Source organism: Bisbaumannia salifodinae, from assembly GCF_055388505.1.
On record NZ_AP043781.1, the window covers coordinates 3,955,496 to 3,977,220 of the forward strand.

Consider the following 21,725-nt stretch of genomic DNA (forward strand, 5'->3'; position numbering starts at 1 on the left):
CGCTCGATACTCCCCCGGGACGGCTCGACGGCATGGCGAGATTCGACCATACTACGCGACCCTGAATGAGAACCAGACGCCACGGCTAGCGAGTCTTCCTCTTAACCCAGCCGAGGCGGTGCGCTTATCGCGGCACGACCCAGCCCATGACAGCCATCACCAGCAACGAAGACCTGAACATGCCTAAACCGCTGTTAAAGACCGCCTTTGCCACGGCCCTCGCGCTGACCGGCGTGACCGCCCAGGCCGACGAGATCACCGTGACCGACATCGCCGGCCGCGAAGTCACCCTCGAGGCCCCCGTGGAGCGCATGATCCTGGGCGAGGGCCGCCAGATCTATCTGCTCGGCGCCCTGCAGCCCGAGGATCCCTTCGCTGGCGTGGTGGGCTGGCGGGAGGACTTCTCCCAGGCCGACCCGGACAACTATGCCGTCTACGCCGAGCGCTTTCCCGAGCTGGAAGAGATCCCCACCTTCGGCGGTTTCAAGGACGGCACCTTCGACGTGGAGCAGGCCGCCGCGCTGGAGCCGGACGTGGTGCTGATGAACCTGGAGGCCAGGACGGCCACCGAGGACGCCGGCTATGACGACAAGCTCGCCGAGCTGGGCATCCCCATCGTCTACGTGGACTTCCGCGAGGACCCGCTCGCGCACACCCTGCCGTCCATGCGCCTGATGGGCCAACTGCTGGGCGAGGAAGCAGACGCCGAGGCCTTTATCGCCTTCTCCGAGGCCCAGATGGCCCGCGTCACCGAGGTCATCGCCGACGCCAACCCCGAGCGCCCCAGGGTCTTTATCGACCGCGCCGGCGGCTATTCCGAGGATTGCTGCATGAGCTTCGGTCCCGGCAACTTCGGCGAGTACGTGGAGCTTGCCGGCGGCAGCAACATCGCCGATGGCATCATCCCCAACACCTTCGGCTCGCTGAACCCGGAGCAGATCCTCGCCGCCGACCCCGAGCAGGTGGTGGTCACCGGCGGCAACTGGGACGCCTACGTGCCCGGCGGCGACTGGGTCGGCGTGGGCCCGGGGGCCGACATGGAGAATGCCCGGGCCAAGCTCGAGGCGCTGACCGAGCGCACCGCCATGACCGGCATCGCGGCCGTGGAGAGCGACGATTTCCACGCCATCTGGCACCAGTTCTACAACAGCCCCTACTACTTCGTGGCCGTGCAGCAGCTGGCCAAGTGGTTCCACCCGGAACTGTTCGCCGACCTCGACCCCGAGGCCACTATGCAGGAACTCCACGAGCGCTTCCTGCCGGTGGACTATGTACCGGGCTACTGGATGTCGCTGCATGACCACTGAGACGACCACCGTCGATGCCCCCCAGGGGCGCGACCTCTATCGCGCCCTGGTGCTCAAGCGCCAGCTGATCCTCGCCGCCCTGGTGCTGGCGCTGTTCCTCAGCCTGTGTGTCGACCTCGCCCTGGGGCCCGCCCGCTTCGGCCTGGGGGAGGTGGTCGCCGCCCTCTTCACCCCGGATGCCGTCAGCCAGCAGGCCCGGGTGATCCTCTGGGAGATCCGCATGCCGGTGGCGCTGATGGCCCTGGTGGTCGGCGCCAGCCTGTCGGTGGCCGGCGCCCAGATGCAGACCATCCTCAGCAACCCGCTGGCCAGCCCCTTCACCCTGGGCATCTCCGCCGGCGCCAGTTTCGGCGCCGCCCTGGCGCTGGCCTTCGGCGTAGCCATCATCCCCGCGGCCATCGAGTACGTGGTGCCGATCAACGCCTTCGTCATGGCCATGCTCACCGCCTTCCTGATCCATGCATTGAGCCTGAAGCGCGGGGTGACGATCGAGACCATCGTGCTGCTGGGCATCGCCATGGTGTTTATCTTCAACTCGCTGATGGCGCTGATCCAGTTCTTCGCCAGCCAGCAGGCGGTGGCCGCGGTGGTGTTCTGGACCATGGGCAGCCTGACCAAGGCGACCTGGCCCAAGCTATGGGTCGCCCTCGGCGTCCTGGCGGCCGTGCTGCCGCTGCTCGCGCGCCACGGCTGGGCGCTCACCGCCATGCGCCTGGGCGACGCCAAGGCCGAGAGCATGGGCGTGAAGCCGCGCGCCTTGCGCCTCGAGGTGCTGGTACTGGTGTCACTGCTGGCGGCCATCGCCGTGGCCTTCGTCGGCACCATCGGCTTCATCGGCCTGGTCGGGCCACATATCGCGCGCCTGCTGCTGGGCGAGGATCAGCGCTTCTTCCTGCCGGGCGCGGCGCTGTGTGGCGCCCTGATCCTCTCCGTCGGCTCGGTGCTGTCGAAGATCATCATCCCCGGCACCATCATCCCCATCGGCATCATCACCTCCCTGGTGGGTATCCCCTTCTTCCTGTTCCTCATCCTCAGCCACAAGAAGGCCTCATGGTAACCCTGCGACTCGACCGCCTCTCGGCCGGCTACGGCCGCCGCCAGATCCTGGCGGAAATCACCACCCCCAGCTTCGAGGGCGGCCAGGTCGTGGCCCTGCTCGGCCCCAATGCCGCGGGCAAGTCCACCCTCTTCCGCCGCATCCTCGGCCTGCTCAAGGGCGGGGGGGAAGTCGTGATCGACGGCGCCACCGCCGAGCGGCCCGTGGCCTATATGCCCCAGGACACCGGCGCCCAGGCGGTACTGACGGTCTACGAATCGGTGCTGCTGGCACGCATGCAGGGTCGCGCGCTCAAGGTCGACGCCGAGGACCTGACCCGGGTCGACCAGGCCCTCGCGGAGCTGGGCATCGCGCCCCTCGGCGCGCGGGACATCGGCGACCTGAGCGGTGGCCAGCGCCAATTGGTCAGCGCCGCCCAGGCCCTGGTGCAGGAACCCGAGATCCTGATGCTCGACGAACCCACCTCGGCGCTGGACCTCAACCGCCAGATCGGCCTGCTGACGGTGCTGAAACGGTTGGCCCGGGAGCGCAAGATGCTGATCCTGGTGGCCCTCCATGACCTGGGCCATGCCCTGCGCTTCACCGATCAGGCGATGGTGCTCGAGAGCGGCCGGCTGATCGCCTGCGGGCCCACGGAGCAGGTGGTCACCCCCGAGCTGCTGCGGCGGGTCTATCGGGTGGAGTCGCGCATCGAGGCCTGCTCGAAGGGCTGGCCCCAGCTTATCGTCGAAGAGGCCATCTGACCCTCCGCCCCTCGAGCGCCGCCAGACCCGCCCCGGCCAGCACCAGGGGCAGGGCCAGCAGGAAGCCCGAGGAGGGCGCCAGCCCGAAGATCGCCAGGTCGGCCAGCACCGGCCAGATCAGGGCCAGGTACTCGAAGGGCGCCAGCCGCGAGGCCTCCGCATAGCGCAGCGCCAAAGTCATGCAGATATGCGCCGCCCCGCCGAACAACCCCGAGAGCACCAGCAGTCCCAGCTCCGGCCCGGTGAGTGCGGCCCAGCCCAGGGGCCAGGTGGCCAGCCCCGCCAGCGCCGAGACCAGGATAAAGTAGAAGGCGATCGCCCCCGCCGTCTCCGTGCGCGAGATGCGCCGCACCGTCAGCAGCGCCCCCGCCGAGAGCAACGCCGAGAGCACCCCCAGCGCATAGCCCATCGCCGAGGCCTCGCCGGCCCCGAGGGCGGGCAGCGCCAGCACGGCGACCCCGGTCAGCGCCAGCAGCAGGGCCCCGGCGCGATGCGCCGTGAGCCGTTCGCCCAGCAGCAGGACGCCACCCAGCGCCATCATTACCGGGGTCAACTGCGCCAGCAGCGTCGCCTCGGCCACCGGCAGGAGCGCCAGCGCCGCGAAGGAGGCGAACATCGCCGCCGCGCCGAGGCCCGAGCGCAGCAAGTGTCCCCCCGGCCGCCGGGTGGCCAAGCCGGCGGGAAACTCCCGCCGCCAGGCCAGAAATAGCACGATGGGCAGCAGCGCGAAGGCCGAGCGAAAGAACACGGTCTGTCCCAGCGGGGCCGCCGTACTCACCGCCTTGACGCACACCATCATCGCCGTGAAGAGAATCCCCGACAGCAGCCTGAGCGTAATACCGGCCAGCGGCCGATCCGCGCTGTTTTCCATGCGACCTTGCATCCTTGGCGGAGTGGAAAGAGAGAACCCGGGATTCCCAGGCCCGGAAAAGGCGCGCCAGTATAGCAGCCCTCCGCCAGACGCCATGCCCGGGATCGCCCACACTGAACCCAAGCAGCCCCTCGTCACGACCGCCCCGGAGGCCCCATGCCACCGACCGACGCCGTCCCCCTGCCCTCGGAGCACCCCCTGGTGGCCCTGCTGCGCCGCCGACGGCGTGTGCTGCTGTGTGGCGCCCCGGGCAGCGGCAAGACGACCCTGGCGCGGGCGGCCGCCGGCCGCCTGGCTCTCGAGGGCCTGAGTTGCCACTGCCTGAGCGCCGACCCGGGGCAGCCCGGCTTCGGCCCGCCCGGCACCCTGAGCCTGGGGCACTGGGAGGCGGATGACTGGCGGCTGGAGACCCTGGCGGCACTGGCGTCCCTTAACGCCGCCCGCTTTCGCCTGCCCCTGATCGAGGCGGCGCGTCAGTTGGCCGACGAGGCGCCCTCGGGCCCCCTGCTGGTGGACACCCCTGGGGTGGTGCGCGGTGTGGCCGGCGCCGAGCTACTGATGGCCCTGGCCCGGGCCTGCGCGGCCGACGCCCTGGTGATCCTGGTTGCCACCGACCGCCCCCCACCACTGGCCGAGGAGTGTCGCGCCCTGGGCCTCGAGCGACTCTACCTGGCCCCCGCCCCGGAGGCCCGCCCCCCGGGGCGGCAGAGGCGCCGCGAGTGGCGCAGCGCGGCCTGGGATGCCTACCTGGAAGGCAGCGAGGTGCGGGACCTCGACCTCGGCCGGCTTGCACGGATCGGCACCCCACCCCCCGAGACGGCCCCCGAGGCCTGGCAGGGCCGCCAACTGGGCCTGCTGGATCGCCGGGGCACGACCCTGGCCCTGGGCGAGGCGCTGAACCTGGAGGGTCAACGCCTGCGACTCCGGGCACCGCCCACGCCACGACCGATCGCCGGCCTGATGATTCGCGATGCCCGACGCCGTCGCGACGGCTACCTGGGCAGCGCCCGCCCCCTGACACCGGCGCCCGTCGCCAAGCCGGCCAGGGCACCGGTCCCCGGCGATGCTCCCGGTCCCCGGGTGCGCCTGGAGACGGTCACCGCGACCCTGGTCAACGGCGTCTTCGGCGACCCCTTGCTGCACCTGCGGCTCAGCCAGCAACGGCGCAGCCTGCTCTTCGACCTCGGCGATCCCGGGCGGCTACCGGCGCGCCTGGCCCACCGGGTGAGCGATGTCTTTATCAGCCATGCCCACTTCGACCATATCGGCGGCTTCCTGTGGTTGCTGCGCTCACGGATCGGCGATTTCCCGCCCTGCCGGATCTTCGGCCCACCCGGCCTGTGTGAGCATCTCGCCGGCCTGATGCGGGGCATCCTCTGGGACCGGGTCGGCGACAAGGCCCCCCGCTTCGAGGTCCTGGAGTTGCATGGTGACCGCCTGCGGCGCCACGCCCTGGTGGCCGGCGCCCCCCGGCCGCACCCCCTGCCGTCACGCCCGGCGCCGGACGGCCTGCTGCACGACGAGCCTGCCTTCCGGGTCAGGGCGACGACCCTGGACCACGGCACCCCGGTGCTGGCCTTCGCCTACGAGGCCGCCGCCAGGACCAGGGTGCGCCCGGCACGACTCGCCGCCCTGGGCTGGTCGCCGGGGCCCTGGCTCGGCGAGCTCAAGCGACGGATGCTCGCCGGGGAGGGCGAGGCGCCTATCCTGCTCCCCGATGGGCGGACCCTGCCGGCGGCACGCCTGGCCGAGACCCTGCTGCTGACCCTGCCCGGGCAGCGCCTGGTCTATGCCACCGACCTGGGCGACACCGCCGAAAACCGCCGCCGCCTGACTCGCCTGGCCCGGGGCGCCCGGGTGCTGTTCTGCGAGGCCCCCTTCCTCGACCGCGAGGCCGAGCAGGCCGCCCGCACCGGGCACCTGACCGCCAGGGCCTGCGGCGAGATCGCCGCCACGGCCCGGGTCGAGTGGCTGGCGCCCTTCCACTTCTCCCGCCGCCACGCGGGAGACCCTCGCCCCCTGCTGACCGAGGTCCGCGGCCGCTTTCCCCGCCTGCTGCTCCCCGGCTCCCACCTCCAGGAAGGTCCCCCTTAACCGATCACCGAGGACGCACGCCCCTGGCGCAGCAAGAGCCCCATGGCCAGCAGCACCAGCAGGCTGCCGGGCAGCCAGGTCCAGTCGATACGCGACGGCATCTGCACGAAGAGCAGCAGCATGGAGACGAAGGGCACCAGATAGCCATAGGCGGTCACGGTCGCGGGGCCAAGCAGGGCGGTGGCCCGCTGCAGCAGCCAGAAGGTCAGGGCGCTGGAGCCCAGCCCCAGGTAGACGATCAGCAGGGCATCCCGCCAGCCCAGGCCGATGAGGCGCGCCGGCGACTCCAGCACCAGCCCCAGCGCCCCCACCAGCAGGGCGCCGCAGGCCAGGCTCCAGAAGGTACGCACCACCGCCGACTCGGGGAGCCGGCCCCGCGACAACCCCCACTTGCTGAGCACCGGATAGCAGGCCGAGGCGACACAGCCCAGGAAGAAGACCGCCTCGCCGCGACCGAAGGCCAGCCCCGGGGTCGGGCCCCGGGCCTCGGCGAGGGCCAGCCCCAGGGCGCCCAGCGCTCCCAGGGCCAGGATGGCGGGCAGCCGCCAGCCCAGGCGCTCCACCCGCAACAGCAGGCCGATCAGGTAGGCCAGCAGGGGCACGCTGACGAAGAGGGTGGCCATGGCCAGGGCCGTGGTGTGATGGGCGGCCCAGAACATGGCGCCGAAGAAGCCCGCCAGGCAGGCGCCCAGCAGGCCATAGAGCCCCCATTGAACGCCGCGGGGCAGGAAGGCCGCCTCACCGCGCGCCAGCCAGATCAGGCCGGCGCAGGCGACAACGAAACGCAAGGCGGTCAGCAGCAGGGGCGGCAGCGTATCGAGCAGCCCCACCACCGGGAAGGAGAGCCCCACCAGCAGGGCCCAGCACGCCATGCCCAGATGGGCGCGACTCAGTTCTCCCAAACGATATCCAGCGGCTCCTTGCCGGCCATGCGCTCGAGATGGCTGGCCACCACCCCCTCCAGGCGATCCAGCGCCGCTTCGTCCAGGGCCTCGATGGCCACCGTCAGGGCCTCGCCATCGGCGCGCATCAGGCAGGCGCCCTCGTCGAAGGCGACCCGCCCCTGGCTCTCCTCCTGTTCCACCTCGAGCTTATGCGCCCAGTGCTTGCACAGGCGGTTGATCAAGCGGGCCCCGGAGTCGGTGGCGATCACGGCGCGGGAAATGGGCATGGCGGCCTCCTGGCGGTGAAATCAACGCCTCTAGACTAAGACGCGACCAGCCGGGACGCCACCCCGGCGTTCAGACCCCGGCGAAGCGCTCGGCCCGGAAGGGCGCCATGGGCACCGCGGTCTCCTCGCCATCCATCATCTCGCCCACCAGGCGCCCGGTGATGGGCCCCAGGGTAAAGCCCTGATGCCCATGGCCGAAGGCGAACCAGAGCCCCTTGTGGCGCGGCGCCTCCCCGATCACCGGCTTCATGTCGGGCATGCAGGGCCGGTTGCCCACCCAGGGAGCGGCGTCCTGGCGGGGCCCCAGGGGGAAGAGCCGGCGGGCCACCTTCTCCGCCGCCGCCAGCTGCTCGTGGCGCGCCGGGGCGTCCCGGGTGGTCAGCTCGGCGCCGGTGGTGAGGCGCACCCCGGCGCGCATCGGCGCCAGCAGGTAGCCGGCGTCGAAGTCCATCAACCAGTGATGGAGTCGCGCCTCGCCCTCGCCGGCGTAGTGCATGTGATAGCCGCGCTTGGGGAAGAGCGGCAGGCGATAACCGAGCTGCCGAAGCCAGTCACCGCTCCAGGGCCCCGCCGCCAGGACCAGCTCCTGAGCCTCCAGGCTGCCGTCGGCGAAATCCAGGCGCCAGCCGCTGGCGGTCTTCACCACCTGGCGCACCTCGCCCCGCTGGAAACGTCCGCCAGCGGCTTCAAACGCCCCGGCATAGGCCCGCACCAGGCCGCCGGGATCGAGCACCGTCCAGCTGTTGGTCCACTCGATGGCACCGACGAAGGCCTCGGCGGCCAGGTGGGGCTCCTGGGCCTTGAGCTCGGCGGGGGTCAGGGTGCGGTAGCCGACGCCGAAACGCCGGGCGGCCTCTTCGGCTTCGCCGGCGAAGGCCTCCAGGTGCTTCTGGCTGCGGAAGGCATCGAACCAGCCCTTCTTGCTGATCAGCGCCTCGGCCCCGGCGGCCTCGATCAGCCGCTGATGCTCCTCGGTGGAGCGCATGATCAGGGAGGCGTACTCCGGCACGATCCGCCGGTAGCTGGCCGGGGCCGAGCGGCGCCAGTACTGGAAAAGCGGCCCGGCGGCGGCGGCCATGCCCTTGAGGCGATAGCGAATATCGATGCTGCGGTTGGGCAACACCCGCAGCAGGGTGCCCAGGTCGCGGGGGAAGGCATGGGGAAACACCGCCTCGCGCTGGATGATCCCGGCGTTGCCGAAGGAGGTCTCCTCCCCCGGCGCACGGCGATCCACCAGGGTGACCGAGCGCCCCCGCTGGGCGAGGTGGTAAGCGATGGAGGTGCCGACCATGCCGGCACCCAGGACCAGGGTCTCGCGAGTCATGCCTGCGGTTCCTTGCTAGCAGGGGCCCGTGGAAGAGAAACCACGAGCCTGAAAAAAGGCGTGCGCCGGACCAGAGCGACGCGATGGATACACTCTAGACAGCCACCCAGCGACGGGCAATGACTTCCCCGGCGGCCGGGTCGCATCGGCGCAAGCCGACGAATATTTTGATAAAAATCCAGGCAGGCTATAAACAATAAAATTGTAGACATTATCCTAACGTTGAAGGGATGCGTATGGAATATTCATCACCTGTGTGATTTACTCAAAGCGCAGTCTGACAGGCCGGTCCCCGGCCGGCCATCGATGACAACCTATAACTTCTAAACTGCATCGCAACGAGGTCCCATGAAGCTCTCCACTTTCCTCAAAGGCGCCCTGGCCACCTCCCTGGCCGCCTCCATCGTCGCCAGCCACGCCGTCTATGCTGACACCGTGCGCCTGCGCATGCACACCTTCTACGGCACCGAGGTCGACGACATCGCCCGCGACCTGCGCGACCGGGTCAATGAGGCCAGCGACGGCTCCATCCGCATCCAGTTCTTCCGCGCCGGCGAGCTCGTCGACAGCGACCAGTTCGTCGATGCGGTCTCCCGCGGCACCATCGATATCGCCCACGGCGTGGGCAGCTACTGGCCGGGCGCAGTGAGCATCGGCACCATCGAGGGCGGTCTGCCGGGGGCCTGGGTCAGCGCCGAAGAGGCCCGCGATATCTTCGAGAACCAGGGCCTGGACGAGCTGGTCGCCGCCGCCTACGAGGAACGCGGCGTCAAGCTGATCGGCCGCGGCTTCGGCAGCGACTATGGCCTGGTGACCCGCGAGCCGGTGACCAGCCTGGAAGACCTGCAGTCCATGCGCATCCGTGCCACCAGCTCTATCGCCGCGGTGCTGGAACCCTTCGATATTCCCACCGTCTTCCTGCCCGGCCAGGAGCTCTACGTGGCCCTCTCCACCGGGGTGATCGACGGCGCCGTCTATGGCGGCCCGGTGGAATACGAGCAGCTCAAGCTGCACGAGGTGACCGGCCACTACACCGACCTCAACCTGCTCAACCCGGGCTGGACCGAGAACGCCCTGATCAACCCCAACACCTGGGAGCGCCTCGACGAGGAGCAGCAGCAGATCCTCACCGACGCCATCGACCAGTACCTGCTGGACGTGCATGAGTGGCTGGAAGAGGGCAACCAGCGCCTCATCGACGAAGGTGAGCTGTTCGAATTCGCCGTGCTGCCGCAGGAAGACTCCAACCGCCTGGCCGAAGCCGCCCTGCCGATCTGGGAAGCCGAAGCCGAGAAGGGCGAGCGTCACGCCCAGGCCATCGAGATCCTGATCAACAACGCCATCGAGCAAGGACGTTTGAGTGAGTAAAGTCACCCGCTATCTGAGGGTGCAGGATGGCCTTTCCGACTGGGTCGGAAGGGCCACTTCCTGGCTGACGCTGGGCATCATCGGCGTACTGCTCTACGAAGTCGTGGCGCGCTATATCCTCAATGCCCCCACCATCTGGGGGCATGAGCTATCGACCATGTTCTTCGGGGCGCTGAGTATCCTGGCGGGCAGCTACACCCTCCGTCACCACGGTCACGTCCGCAGCGACGTCATCTACGGCATGCTTCCGTATCGCGCCCAGGCCTTCTGCGACCTGGTGGTCTTCGCCCTGGGCATCCTGGTGCTGGCGATCTTCTTCCGCATGGCGCTGGACTTCGCCTACCACTCCTGGAGCATCGGCGAATTCTCCAACCGCAGCGTCTGGCGTCCGCCCCTCTGGCCGATCAAAGCCACCATTCCACTGGCCGTGGGCCTGCTGATCCTGCAGTGCCTGGCCGAACTGGTGCGCGCGGTGCTGCGTGTGGCCGGGGTGCGTTACGAAGATCCCCGGGATGACGCGACCGACGAAACGGCCTGAGGCCGGATTCGTCGAGACTCCCGCATCGCGACAGGGATAGAAACATATTCGACGGCCCCAACCGGGCCCGTCTTGCAAAGGGCTTTCCTATGGCTGGCTTCGAGCCCCTAACGATTACCGCCATCATGTTCTTCTCCATGCTGGTCCTGATGGCGATCGGCGCCCCCCTGGCATGGGCGCTGATGATCTCCGGCATGGGCAGTGCCTACCTGATGTTCGGGCCCGGCGGCCTGGACCTGCTGCTGGCTTCGGCCTTCAGCGCCATGGACAACTTCCTGCTGGTCTCACTGCCGCTGTTTATCTTCATGGGCCTGGTGCTGGAGCGCTCGGGCATCACCGATGATCTCTTCGAGATGATCCACAAGCTGATGGGTAGCCTGCCCGGCGGCCTGGGCGTGGGCACGGTGCTGATCTGCGCGCTGATCGCCGCCATGGCCGGCGTCTCCGGCGCCGCCACCGTCAGCCTGGGCATCATCGCCCTGCCCGCCATGCTCAAGCGCGGCTACCACAAGCGCCTGGTCACCGGCACCATCATGGCCGGCGGCGCCCTGGGCTTTCTGATTCCGCCCAGCGTGCTGATGATCGTCTATGCCTTCCTGGCCCGGGAATCGGTGGGCAAGCTGTTCGCCGCCGGCCTGATGCCGGGCCTGATGCTGGCGGGCATCTACATGGCCTATATCCTGATCCGCTGCCGGATCAATCCGGAACTGGGCCCGGCGGCGCCGGAGGAAGAGCGCTTCACGCCCCTGGAGAAGCTCAAGTCGCTGCGCCATGTGATCGCCCCAGGCCTGCTGGTCTTCGCCGTGCTGGGCTGCATCATCGGCGGCGTCACCTCCCCCTCCGAGGCCTCCGCCGTGGGTGCCGGTGGCGCCCTGCTGATCGCCGGCCTGCGCGGCAAGCTCAACTGGGGGCTGCTGCGCTATGTGATGCTCAATACCACCAAGATCACCGGCATGCTGCTGTGGATCGCCATCGCCGCGGTCTTCTTCAGCCGCATCTACATGGGCCTGGGCGCCGGGATGATCCTCAGCGAGATCATCGAGGACTTCGCCCTGTCGCCCTATACGGTGATCATCGTCATGGTGCTGAGCTTCTTCGTGCTGGGGATGTTCCTGGATGACTTCGCCATCCTCTTTATCACCATCCCCCTCTATGTGCCCATCGTGCGGGAACTGGGCTTCGACACCACCTGGTTCGCGGTGCTGTTTATCCTCAGCATGCAGTCCGCCTACCTGACGCCACCCTTCGGCTACAACCTCTTCTACATGCGCTCGGTGGCGCCCAAGTCGATCACCATTACCGATATCTATCGCTCGGCCCTGCCCTTCGTGGGCCTGCAGATCCTCGGTCTGGCGCTGATCATCCTCTTCCCGAGCATCGCCCTGTGGCTGCCGGAGCTGCTCTTCTAGCCCCGCCACGCCGCCCGGCACAAGCTGCTGCGCTTTCCGCCCCCTCCTCGGAGGGGGCTTTTTTGTCTGTTCGGGGCCACCCAAGGACCGCCATGCTAGGCTGGGCCTGAATTCGCAAAAGCCGATAAAGGAAAACGACGTGAATGCATCCCTGGAGTGCCTGGGCAGGCTCAGGGTCGGACACAACAAGGGAATGCCGGCCCCCAACAAGCCCTGCCTCTTGCTGGCGATCATCTGCGAGATCCAGGCGGGGCATATCACCTCGCCCCGGGTCGCCATCGATGGCCGGCTGATCGCCCGCTATCACGACCTTTATGAAGCAGCCACCGAGAACAGGTCGGCCGCCAACCCCCAGCTCCCCCTCTGGCACCTGAGAAATGATCGGGGCCCATCCGGCCCCCTCTGGTCGCCGGAGTTCACGGAAAACCTGAGCGCCCTGGAGGCACAGCTAGGCCAGCCTAAGTCCTTCGGGCAGCTTCGGAAACGCTTTACCATCGCCCGACTGGACGAAACACTCTTCGAGGCCCTCCGGGATGAACATGCCTCGCGCGAGGCTTGCGCCCTGCTGGTGTCTCGCTACTTCTCCGCCGACCCAAAAGCTTACGAGGCACTGCACACCTACCTGACCACGGCACTGGAGAGCGGCAACTATGAGCGGCATCCCGAGCAGCTGAAAGGCAGTGTGAAAGAAGAAAGCCAGAAATATGCCCGCTCCGCCGCCTTTCGCTCGCTGGTCCTGGAGGCCTACGATTACCGCTGTGCGGCGAGCCGCCTGCGCCATATCACCCCGGACTATCGCTACCTGGTGGAGGCGGCCCACCTGATCCCCTTCGCCGAGAGCCAGGACGATCGACCGGTCAACGGCATCGCCCTGACGCCTAACCTGCACTGGGCCATGGACAATCACCTGATCGCCCCGGGTCCGGATCTCCACTGGCATCTCAGCCCCGGCATCGACGGCCTGATCGCCGATAACCGCTGGCTTTGCGAACTGGACGGCCGGCCCCTGGTGCTGCCCCGGGATCCCGACCTCCGGCCCTGCCGCGAGGCGCTGGCCTGGCGCCTGGAACACCTGTGGCGCTGAGCCGAAACGACCAGCCCCCGGTATCTGGGGATACCGGGGGCTGGCGGGACTTCGGGGAGGTGATGCCGCTTAGGGCTTCATATCCTCGAAGAATTTCTTCACGCCGTCGAAGAAGCTCTTCTTGCGCGGCGAGTGGCTGTTGGACTCGCCGAGGCTCTCCTGGAAGCGGCGCAGCAGCTCCTTCTGCTCCTCGGAGAGGCTGATCGGGGTCTCCAACACCACCCGGCACAGCAGGTCGCCGGCGGGGCCGCCGCGCACCGGCTTGACGCCCTTGCCCTTGAGGCGGAACAACTTGCCGGTCTGGGTCTCGGCGGGGATCTTCAGCTTGACCCGGCCGTCCAGGGTCGGCACCTCCAGCTCGCCGCCCAGCGCCGCATCGACGAAGTTGATCGGCACCTCGCACTGCAGGTGGCGGCCGTCGCGCTGGAAGATCGGGTGCGGCTTGATGGCCACCTGGACGTAGAGGTCCCCGGGGGGGCCACCGTTGATGCCGCTCTCGCCTTCGCCGTTCAAGCGAATGCGGTCGCCGGTATCGACCCCGGCGGGAATCTTCACCGACAGGGTGCGGGTCTCGCGCACCCGGCCCTCGCCGTGGCACTTGTGGCAGGGCACCTTGATGTGCTGGCCACTGCCATGGCAGGTGGGGCAGGTCTGCTGCACGGCGAAGAAGCCCTGCTGCATGCGCACCTGGCCATGGCCGTTACAGGTCGGGCAGGTCTCCTTGCTGGAGCCGGGCTCGGCGCCCTCGCCATCGCAGCGCTCGCACTCCACATGGCGCGGCACGCGGATATCGACGCTGGTGCCGCTGACGGCATCCTCCAGGTCGAGCTCCAGGTTGTAGCGCAGGTCGCTGCCGCGCTGGGGGGCATTGGGGTTACGCCGGCCGCCACCTGCACCGCCGAAGATATCGCCGAACACGTCGCCGAAGATATCGCTGAAGCCCCCGGCCCCGGCGCCACCGAAGCCACCGCCGCCGAAGCCGCCGGCCTGGCCGTCGACGCCGGCATGACCGAACTGGTCATAGGCGGCGCGCTTCTCGCCGTCGGCGAGCACCTCGTAGGCCTCGGAGACCTCGCGGAACTTGGCCGCCGCCCCGTCGTCGTCCGGATTGCGGTCGGGGTGAAACTTCTGGGCCAGGCGTCGGTAGGCCTTCTTGATCTCTTTCTGGTCGGCACCGCGCTCTACGCCCAGTACCTCATAATAATCGCGTTTGGACATCGGTCTGTCCGCCTCCATCGCGGCACCGCGGAAACACCAACGCGGGAGTCAGGCCCCCGCGCTGGTGTCATCCTTGATGCCGATGTCGTGGTTTACTGCTTTTTCTGGTCGTCGTTGACTTCTTCGTACTCGGCGTCGACCACGTCATCGTCCTGCTTGGCAGCGGCCTCGTCGGCCTCGCCACCGGCCTGCTGGGCGGCCTCGGCCTGCTCGGCGTACATCTTCTGGGCGACCTGGCCGGAGGCTTCGGTGAGCTTGTCCAGCTTGGCCTGGATGGCGTCCTTGTCGTCGCCCTTCAGCGCCTCCTCGAGCTCGCCGATGGCGCCCTCGATGGCCTGCTTCTCCTCGTCGGAGACCTTGTCGCCGGCCTCCTCCAGGGTCTTCCTGGAAGCATGGATCATGCCGTCGGCCTGGTTGCGCAGGGCCACCAGCTCCTCGAACTTCTTGTCCTCGTCGGCATGCGCCTCGGCGTCGCGGACCATCTGCTCGATCTCGTCATCGGAGAGGCCACTGGAGGCCTTGATGACGATCGACTGCTCCTTGTTGGTGGCCTTGTCCTTGGCGGAGACGTGCAGGATGCCGTTGGCGTCCAGGTCGAAGGCGACCTCGATCTGCGGCACGCCGCGCGGCGCCGGCGGGATGTCGGCCAGGTCGAAGCGACCCAGGGACTTGTTGCCGCCCGCCTGCTTGCGCTCGCCCTGCAGCACGTGAATGGTCACGGCGGTCTGGTTGTCATCCGCGGTGGAGAAGGTCTGGGTCTTCTTGGTCGGGATGGTGGTGTTCTTCTCGATCAGCGGGGTCATCACGCCGCCCAGGGTCTCGATGCCCAGGGTCAGCGGGGTGACGTCGAGCAGCAGCACGTCCTTGACGTCGCCGCCCAGCACGCCGCCCTGGATCGCCGCACCCACGGCCACGGCTTCGTCCGGGTTGACGTCCTTGCGGGCGTCCTTGCCGAAGAAGTCGGCGACCTTCTTCTGCACCAGCGGCATGCGGGTCTGGCCGCCGACCAGGATGACGTCGTCGATCTCGGAAGCGGACAGGCCGGCGTCCTTGAGGGCGGTCTTGCAGGGCGCCAGGGAGCGCTGCACCAGGTCCTCCACCAGCGACTCCAGCTTGGCCCGGGTCACCTTGACGTTGAGGTGCTTGGGACCGGTGTTGTCGGCGGTGATATAGGGCAGGTTGACGTCGGTCTGCTGGGCGCTGGACAGCTCGATCTTGGCCTTCTCGGCGGCTTCCTTGAGGCGCTGCATGGCCAGGTTGTCGCCGGACAGGTCGATGCCGCTGTCGGTCTTGAACTGCGCGACCAGGTAGTTGATCAGGTACATGTCGAAGTCTTCGCCACCCAGGAAGGTGTCGCCGTTGGTGGCCAGCACCTCGAACTGGGTCTCGCCGTCGACGTCGGCCACTTCGATGATGGAGATATCGAAGGTGCCGCCACCCAGGTCATAGACCGCGATGGTCTTGTCGCCACGCGACTTGTCCATGCCGTAGGCCAGGGCCGCCGCGGTGGGCTCGTTGATGATGCGCTTGACCTCGAGACCGGCGATGCGGCCGGCGTCCTTGGTGGCCTGACGCTGGCTGTCGTTGAAGTAGGCCGGCACGGTGATGACCGCCTCGGTGACTTCCTCACCCAGGTAGTCTTCGGCGGTCTTCTTCATCTTCTTCAGCACTTCGGCGCTGACCTGCGGCGGAGCCAGCTTCTTGCCCTTCACTTCCACCCAGGCGTCGCCGTTGTCGGCCTCGGTGATGGCGTAGGGCACCATCTTGATGTCCTTCTGAACGACGTCGTCCTTGAAGCGGCGACCGATCAGGCGCTTGATGGCGTAGAGGGTGTTCTGCGGATTGGTGACCGCCTGGCGCTTGGCCGCCTGACCCACCAGGGTCTCGCCATCATCGGTGTAGGCGATGATGGACGGCGTGGTGCGGCCACCTTCGGCGTTCTCGATGACTTTGGCGCTGTCGCCGTCGAGTACGGCCACACAGGAGTTGGTGGTCCCCAGGTCAATACCGATGATGCGTCCCATAGGAAATCCTCGAAAATTCGTGATCTTGATTCGTGCGTTGCGGCCTTTGCCGCGGCGTTGTGCTGTATGTGGGGGAGGCCTCACGGCTTTTCAAGTCCCCCTGTGTCCCTCGCTCAGCCGGCGGCCTGACTGACCACCACCATGGCCGGGCGTACCAGGCGACCATTGAGCAGATACCCCTTCTGCATCACATCCATCACGGTGTTGGGGTCCAGCTCGGGATTGGGCACCATGGCCATGGCCTCGTGCACCTGCGGATCGAAGGGCTCGCCGGCGGGCTCCACCGCCTCGACGCCGAACTTGGCCAGCACATCGAGCTGCATCTTGAGGGTCATGGCGACGCCTTCGCGATGGGCCTCGGAGGCCTCCTCGCCCATGGTCTCCAGGGCCTTCTCCAGGCTGTCCACCACCGGCAGCAGTTCCTTGACGAACTTCTCCAGGGCGAACTTGCGCGCCTTCTCGGCCTCCTGCTCGGCGCGGCGGCGCACGTTCTGGGCCTCGGCGGCGGCACGCAGGGCCTGATCCTTGGCCTCGGCCAGGCCCTGCTCGAGCTCCTCGACCCGGGCCGCCAGCACCTCGGCCTCGGGGTTGTCGCTGACCTCGCCCTGATCCTCGGCCTGCTCGGCGGCCTCGGCGGCGGACTCCACCTCACCCTCCACGGGCTGCGGCTCGGCTTCCTGCTCCTGGCGCATCAGCTCCTCATCCAACGGGGTCTGCGGGTCTTTGGCCATGGGGTTCTCCTGACGTCGGCGGCGGCCCGGGGCCACCTCACTAAAGGGTTGAGCATGAGTTGCTCCCTGATATGGGGATGCCTGCGGCGATCTCAAGGCATGCGACGACTCGAGCATTGTCGTCGCCCCTGGGCTACTGTATAAAACACTGTATAAAAGAACAGACTCACTCGCCGGTCCCGCCGCACGACCCAGGGAGGAAATAGGCCATGCTGGTGCAGCTTGCGATCCACGATTACGCCATCGTCGATGACCTGGAACTGGACCTGGGCGGCGGCATGACCGCCATCACCGGGGAGACCGGGGCCGGCAAGTCGATCCTGCTGGGCGCCCTGGGGCTGTGCCTGGGCGAGCGCGCCGATGCCGGCAGCGTGCGCCACGGTGCCGAACGCGCCGACCTCAGCGCCCGCTTCGAGGTCGGCGAACTGCCCGAGGCGCGCGCCTGGCTCGAGGCCCGCGACCTGCCCGGCGACGACTGCCTGCTGCGCCGGGTAGTCACCGCCAACGGCCGCTCCAAGGCATGGATCAACGGCCAGCCCGCCACCGTGACCGACCTGCGCGGCCTCGGCGAGCACCTGATTCAGGTGCATGGCCAGCACGCCCACCAGGCGCTGCTGCGCGAAGAGACCCACCTCAACCTGCTGGACGACTTCGCCGGCCAGGCTACCGCCGCCGTCGAGCTGGCCGAGACCTTCCGTCAGTGGCAGGCCAGTCGTCGGCGCCTCAAGCGGCTGGCGGAGAGCGGCGAGGAGCTGGCCGCCCGCCGCCAACTGCTGCGCTACCAGGTGGATGAACTGGACGCCCTGGCCCTGGCCGACGGCGAGCTGGAGGCCCTGGAGCAGGAGCAGGAGAGCCTGGCTCATGCCGAAGAGAGCCTGCGCGAGGCGCAGTTCGCCGCCCAGTGCTGCGATAACGACGACGGCGGCGCCCTGACCCTGTTGCACCAGGCGGCCAGCCGCCTGGCCGCCCTGCCGGGCTGTGATCGCGGCGCCCTGGCCGAGGCCCTGGGACTGCTCGAGGAAGCGCAGATCCAGGTGAGCGAGGCCAGCCGCGAACTGCAGCGTTTCGCCGACACCACCGAGCTGGATCCGGAGCGCCTGGCCTGGGTGGATGGCCGCCTGGGCGAGGTGCATCGCATCGCCCGCAAGCATCACTGCCTGCCGGAGGAGCTGACCGAGCTGCATCAGCGCCTGGCGGCGGAACTGGCCGGCCTGGAGGGCGGCGAAGGGGACCTGGAGCAGCTCGCCGCCGAGGTGGAGACCCTCGGCGAGCGCTGGCGCCAGCAGGCCAAGGCGCTGTCGAAGGCACGCCGCGAGGCCGCCGGCCGGCTGGCCAAGGCGGTGCAGCAGCAGTTGACCTTCCTGGCCATGGGCAAGGCCCGCTTCGAGGTGCAAGTCGGCGAGCGGGAGGCCCCCGCCGCCGAGGGCCTGGATCGCGTCGCCTTCCTGATCGCCGCCAATCCGGGACAACCGCCCCGCCCCCTGGCCAAGGTGGCCTCCGGCGGCGAGCTGTCACGCATCAGCCTGGCCATTCAGGTGGTGGCGGCCAGCCACTCCACCATTCCCAGCCTGGTCTTCGACGAGGTGGACGTGGGCATCTCCGGCGCCACCGCGGAGATCGTCGGCCAACTGCTCAAGCGCCTGGGCGCCTCGGGCCAGGTGCTGACCGTGACCCACCTGCCCCAGGTGGCCGCCCAGGCCCATCAGCACCTGCATATCGAGAAGCAGGCCAAGCGCGACACCACCCTGACCCGTATGGCGCTGTTGGACGGGGCCGGCCGGGTGCGCGAACTGGCGCGGATGCTGGGCGGCGTCAACCTGTCCGACAGGACCCTGGCCCACGCCAGGGAGATGCTCGATGCCAGCCAGAGGGCTCATCACTGAGACCGAGAAAGCCCCTGTCCGACGACTCTCGATACCCCCGGCCCATGCCCGGGAAATGCTCGACGCCAGCCAGCGGGCCCATCACTGAGATAAACGACCGCATCCCAAAACGCACTCGGCCCCGATCGATGATCGGGGCCGAGTCATTGGCTAGGCAGGGTGTTGCCACTTACTTCTTCTGGATGCCTTCCTGGCGGGTCGCCTTGGAGCCCTTGGGGCGCACATAGAGCACCAGGGCATGGTCCACCAGCTCGAAGCCGTGCTCCTCGGCGATCTCCTGCTGGCGGCGCTCGATGGTCTCATCGAAGAACTCGATGATCTCGCCGCTCTCCAGGCACACCATATGATCATGGTGCTCATCGTGGGAAAGCTCGAAGACGGCGTGACCACCATCGAAATTATGGCGCATCACCAGGCCGGCGGACTCGAACTGGGTCAGCACCCGGTAGACGGTCGCGAGGCCAACGTCCTCACCGGCGTCCAACAGGGCTTTATAGACATCCTCGGCACTCAGGTGGCGGCCACTGGAGCTCTCGAGGATCTGCAGGATCTTGACGCGCGGCAGGGTTACCTTGAGCCCGGCCTTGCGCAATTCATGGTTCTGGTCGGCCATGGTTGCTCTTCGCAGTAAGGTGTAGGGTCGGGTATGATCGACCAAATCAACGATAGTGAAGAACAGGCGCAAATGCAAAAGCTGATTAAAACAGTCACCCTTTCCGTCGCCCTGACCCTGGTCAGCGGCTGCAGCTATTTCGGCGTCTACAAGCGCGACCTGCCCCAGGGCAACCTGGTGGAGCAGAGCGCCGTGGAGCAACTGCAACCCGGCATGAGCCGCAACCAGGTGCGCCAGCTGATGGGCAGCCCCCTGCTCGAGGCGCCCTTCGACGCCGACCAGTGGGACTATGTCTATCGTCTCGACAAGGCCTACGACGGCGTGGAGCAGCGCCGGGTCACCCTGACCTTCGCCGGCGACCGCCTGGTCGATGTGGCGATCCAGGGCGACCTCTCCGAGGAGATTCCGCTGCCCAACGTCGAGGAGGCCGGCCCCGCCAGCGAAAGTGCCCAGCCAGGGGCCACGCTCGCGCCCGTCGAGTAAACGGCTCAACCCCCGGCGGCTCGCCGGCGGCGGGCCGCCTTGGGATCGATCTGCAGGGGGCGATAGATCTCGACCCGATCGCCCTCGCGCAGGGCCTGCGCCTCGGGTTGCCGCAGCGCCTTGCCGAAGATCCCCAGGGGGGCCCGGTCGAAGGTGTCGGCGGGCAGCTCGGGAAACTGCTCGGCGATCCGCGACAGGCTCACCGCCTGTCGCGCGGTGGTGCCCGGCGCCACCGCCAGGGTGACGATGCGCTGCTTCTCCGGCAGGGCGAAGGCCACCTCCACCGCCAGGGTCTCAGTAGCGGCCATAGACGTCGTCGGCACGACGGGTGAAGGAGTCCACCAACTGGCCGGCCACCTGCTGGAAGAGGCGCCCGAAGGCCATGCCCAGCAAGCGACTGGCGAATTCGAACTCCAGCTCCAGGCTCACCTTGCAGGCATCCTCGCCCATGGGGGTGAACAGCCAGCGTCCCTGCAGGCGGCGAAAGGGCCCATGCACCAGGGAGAGCTCGATGCGCTCCGGGGCATGCAGGTCGTTGCGGGTGGTAAAACTCTGCTCGATGCCCGCCTTGGCCAGGGTCAGCTCCCCCACCAGATGGGCATCATCGTGCTCGAGCAGCCGGGCACGTCGGCAGCCGGGCAAGAACTCCGGATAGCGTTCGAAATCATTGACCAGATCGAACATGGCCTGGGGGGAGTGCCGCACGAGGGCGGACCGATTGACCGTTGGCATCTACCTCTCCGCTGACTTTACAGGGCCCTGGGCGTATCATGAGCGGTTGTTTTTCACGAATGGTATCACGCTTCCCCCCCTACCGGAGGGGCCAGCCAACGCTAGATCACGACACGAGGTTCCATGGCCAAGAAAGGCAAGGGCAAGGGCCCCGGCAGCAATGTCATCGCCCAAAACAAGAAGGCGCGCTTCGAATACCATATTGACGAGACCTTCGAGGCAGGCCTGGTGCTGGCCGGCTGGGAGGTGAAGAGCCTGCGCGCCGGCAAGGGCCAGCTCACCGACACCTATATCCTGGTGCGTCATGGCGAGGCCTACCTGCTGGGTAGCCATATCACGCCGCTGAACACCGCCAGCACCCACGAGATCGCCGACCCGACGCGCACCCGCAAGCTGCTGCTGCACAAGAAGGAGATCGCCAAGATCTTCTCGCGCACCCAGGACAAGGGGCATACCTGCGTGCCCCTCAAGCTCTACTGGAAGGGTAGCCGGGTGAAGTGCGAACTGGCCCTGGTGACCGGTAAGAAGCAGCACGACAAGCGGGCCACCGAGAAGGATCGCGACTGGAACCGTCAGAAGGGCCGCATCATGCGGGAACACGCCAAGGCCTAGGCTGTCATATCTTCGGGCAAGCTGATAGAATGCCTGGCTATGGGGGCGACATGGCTTCGACGCCGGTGGCAACCCTTGAGGTGCATGCCGAGAGCGTGATGTATCTCGTAAATCCAACATCACGATTAAATAGTCGCAAACGACGAAAACTACGCTCAGGGCGCGCTGGCAGCTTAAACGCTGTTAGCTTCTTGTCCGGCCCCAACGCGATGTGCCCATTTATCGCCGAGGGGATATGAGCCAAGACTGATGGGATCGCGTCCGGTGGCGTCTTCACGCCGGTCGTTAAACTCTTGAAGAATCGCGCGTCTGGATCCTGCTCGTCGGAGCCAGCCGGGTTAAATCAAAAGACGAAACTAAGCATGTAGAGCTGATAGGCGAGTGCCGGCGGACGCGGGTTCGATCCCCGCCGCCTCCACCACTTGAAGACAGGGCCACCCTCGCGGTGGCCCTTGTCGTTTCC

At 67.7% G+C, this 21,725-nt stretch carries 21 protein-coding genes and 1 other RNA gene; 12 read left to right on the forward strand and 10 right to left on the reverse strand.

Annotated elements, in window-relative coordinates:
• Positions 1-179 precede the first annotated feature (179 nt).
• The 3 genes from ACZ5EF_RS18470 to ACZ5EF_RS18480 are packed head-to-tail and all read left to right on the forward strand — an operon-like array spanning position 180 to position 3,107.
• Entirely contained in the window at positions 180-1,307 is a 1,128-nt protein-coding gene (locus ACZ5EF_RS18470) for an ABC transporter substrate-binding protein (RefSeq protein ID WP_346061142.1), read from the forward strand.
• Entirely contained in the window at positions 1,297-2,364 is a 1,068-nt protein-coding gene (locus tag ACZ5EF_RS18475) for a FecCD family ABC transporter permease (protein ID WP_346061103.1), read from the forward strand. Before ACZ5EF_RS18470 ends, ACZ5EF_RS18475 begins: the two co-directional genes overlap by 11 nt.
• Positions 2,358-3,107, forward strand: a complete 750-nt coding sequence (locus ACZ5EF_RS18480) for an ABC transporter ATP-binding protein (protein WP_346061102.1) — start codon at positions 2,358-2,360, stop codon at positions 3,105-3,107. The genes ACZ5EF_RS18475 and ACZ5EF_RS18480 overlap by 7 nt, the downstream gene beginning before the upstream one ends.
• Here the strand turns inward: ACZ5EF_RS18480 and ACZ5EF_RS18485 are convergent.
• Positions 3,085-3,978 carry a DMT family transporter gene (locus ACZ5EF_RS18485; RefSeq protein ID WP_346061101.1) on the reverse strand — a complete coding sequence of 298 codons (894 nt, stop codon included), beginning with the start codon at positions 3,976-3,978 and terminating at the stop codon, positions 3,085-3,087. The genes ACZ5EF_RS18480 and ACZ5EF_RS18485 overlap by 23 nt on opposite strands.
• A gap of 156 nt (positions 3,979-4,134) precedes the next feature.
• Here ACZ5EF_RS18485 and ACZ5EF_RS18490 point away from each other — a divergent pair, with 156 nt between their 5' ends.
• The gene (locus ACZ5EF_RS18490; protein WP_346061100.1) at positions 4,135-6,072 is read left to right on the forward strand and encodes a Clp1/GlmU family protein; all 1,938 of its coding nucleotides are present in this window, start codon (positions 4,135-4,137) and stop codon (positions 6,070-6,072) included.
• On the opposite strand, the gene ACZ5EF_RS18495 is transcribed toward ACZ5EF_RS18490, so the two are convergent.
• The 3 genes from ACZ5EF_RS18495 to ACZ5EF_RS18505 all read right to left on the reverse strand — a co-directional run bounded on the left by ACZ5EF_RS18495 (position 6,069) and on the right by ACZ5EF_RS18505 (position 8,567).
• Positions 6,069-6,974, reverse strand: a complete 906-nt coding sequence (locus tag ACZ5EF_RS18495; RefSeq protein ID WP_346061099.1) for an EamA family transporter — start codon at positions 6,972-6,974, stop codon at positions 6,069-6,071. The genes ACZ5EF_RS18490 and ACZ5EF_RS18495 overlap by 4 nt on opposite strands.
• Entirely contained in the window at positions 6,962-7,243 is a 282-nt protein-coding gene (locus ACZ5EF_RS18500; protein ID WP_346061098.1) for a DUF2218 domain-containing protein, read from the reverse strand. The genes ACZ5EF_RS18495 and ACZ5EF_RS18500 overlap by 13 nt, the downstream gene beginning before the upstream one ends.
• A 70-nt stretch (positions 7,244-7,313) precedes the next feature.
• Positions 7,314-8,567 carry an NAD(P)/FAD-dependent oxidoreductase gene (locus ACZ5EF_RS18505; protein WP_346061097.1) on the reverse strand — a complete coding sequence of 418 codons (1,254 nt, stop codon included), beginning with the start codon at positions 8,565-8,567 and terminating at the stop codon, positions 7,314-7,316.
• Between the two features lie 348 nt (positions 8,568-8,915).
• Between ACZ5EF_RS18505 and dctP the strand changes: the two genes are divergently transcribed.
• The 4 genes from dctP (at position 8,916) to ACZ5EF_RS18525 (ending at position 12,966) form a co-directional block, all read left to right on the forward strand.
• On the forward strand, positions 8,916-9,935 hold the full coding sequence (gene dctP, locus ACZ5EF_RS18510) for a TRAP transporter substrate-binding protein DctP (protein WP_346061096.1): 1,020 nt from the start codon (positions 8,916-8,918) through the stop codon (positions 9,933-9,935).
• Entirely contained in the window at positions 9,928-10,473 is a 546-nt protein-coding gene (locus tag ACZ5EF_RS18515; RefSeq protein ID WP_346061095.1) for a TRAP transporter small permease subunit, read from the forward strand. The genes dctP and ACZ5EF_RS18515 overlap by 8 nt, the downstream gene beginning before the upstream one ends.
• Before the next feature lie 89 nt (positions 10,474-10,562).
• Entirely contained in the window at positions 10,563-11,882 is a 1,320-nt protein-coding gene (locus tag ACZ5EF_RS18520; protein ID WP_346061094.1) for a TRAP transporter large permease, read from the forward strand.
• Positions 11,883-12,021: 139 nt separating this feature from the next.
• A complete protein-coding gene (locus ACZ5EF_RS18525; protein ID WP_346061093.1) occupies positions 12,022-12,966 on the forward strand; it encodes an HNH endonuclease in 945 nt (314 codons plus the stop codon).
• Between the two features lie 69 nt (positions 12,967-13,035).
• Here ACZ5EF_RS18525 and dnaJ read toward each other — a convergent pair whose 3' ends face one another.
• The 3 genes from dnaJ to grpE form a co-directional block, all read right to left on the reverse strand.
• Positions 13,036-14,184, reverse strand: coding sequence for a molecular chaperone DnaJ (gene dnaJ / locus ACZ5EF_RS18530; protein ID WP_346061092.1), 1,149 nt, complete (start codon positions 14,182-14,184; stop codon positions 13,036-13,038).
• Between the two features lie 92 nt (positions 14,185-14,276).
• On the reverse strand, positions 14,277-16,208 hold the full coding sequence (dnaK, locus tag ACZ5EF_RS18535) for a molecular chaperone DnaK (protein WP_346061091.1): 1,932 nt from the start codon (positions 16,206-16,208) through the stop codon (positions 14,277-14,279).
• Between the two features lie 113 nt (positions 16,209-16,321).
• Positions 16,322-16,939 (reverse strand): nucleotide exchange factor GrpE, encoded by a 618-nt coding sequence (gene grpE, locus ACZ5EF_RS18540; protein ID WP_346061090.1) that lies wholly within the window; start codon positions 16,937-16,939, stop codon positions 16,322-16,324.
• A 209-nt stretch (positions 16,940-17,148) separates the two neighbouring features.
• On the opposite strand from grpE, the gene recN reads away from it, so the two are divergent.
• Complete coding sequence (gene recN, locus ACZ5EF_RS18545; RefSeq protein ID WP_346061089.1) at positions 17,149-18,822, forward strand: DNA repair protein RecN; 1,674 nt, start codon at positions 17,149-17,151, stop codon at positions 18,820-18,822.
• A gap of 169 nt (positions 18,823-18,991) precedes the next feature.
• On the opposite strand, the gene fur is transcribed toward recN, so the two are convergent.
• A complete protein-coding gene (gene fur / locus ACZ5EF_RS18550) occupies positions 18,992-19,435 on the reverse strand; it encodes a ferric iron uptake transcriptional regulator (protein WP_346061088.1) in 444 nt (147 codons plus the stop codon).
• Positions 19,436-19,507: 72 nt separating this feature from the next.
• Between fur and ACZ5EF_RS18555 the strand changes: the two genes are divergently transcribed.
• Positions 19,508-19,918: an outer membrane protein assembly factor BamE gene (locus ACZ5EF_RS18555; protein WP_346061087.1), complete on the forward strand. Its 411-nt coding sequence runs from the start codon at positions 19,508-19,510 to the stop codon at positions 19,916-19,918.
• A 5-nt stretch (positions 19,919-19,923) separates the two neighbouring features.
• Here ACZ5EF_RS18555 and ACZ5EF_RS18560 read toward each other — a convergent pair whose 3' ends face one another.
• Both ACZ5EF_RS18560 and ACZ5EF_RS18565 read right to left on the reverse strand, forming a co-directional pair.
• The gene (locus ACZ5EF_RS18560; RefSeq protein ID WP_346061086.1) at positions 19,924-20,226 is read right to left on the reverse strand and encodes an RnfH family protein; all 303 of its coding nucleotides are present in this window, start codon (positions 20,224-20,226) and stop codon (positions 19,924-19,926) included.
• Positions 20,213-20,650 (reverse strand): type II toxin-antitoxin system RatA family toxin, encoded by a 438-nt coding sequence (locus ACZ5EF_RS18565; RefSeq protein ID WP_346061085.1) that lies wholly within the window; start codon positions 20,648-20,650, stop codon positions 20,213-20,215. Before ACZ5EF_RS18565 ends, ACZ5EF_RS18560 begins: the two co-directional genes overlap by 14 nt.
• 123 nt (positions 20,651-20,773) lie before the next feature.
• On the opposite strand from ACZ5EF_RS18565, the gene smpB reads away from it, so the two are divergent.
• A complete protein-coding gene (smpB, locus tag ACZ5EF_RS18570) occupies positions 20,774-21,262 on the forward strand; it encodes an SsrA-binding protein SmpB (protein ID WP_346061084.1) in 489 nt (162 codons plus the stop codon).
• Positions 21,263-21,303: 41 nt separating this feature from the next.
• Positions 21,304-21,683, forward strand: a transfer-messenger RNA (tmRNA) gene (gene ssrA, locus ACZ5EF_RS18575).
• The last annotated feature ends 42 nt before the right edge of the window (positions 21,684-21,725 follow it).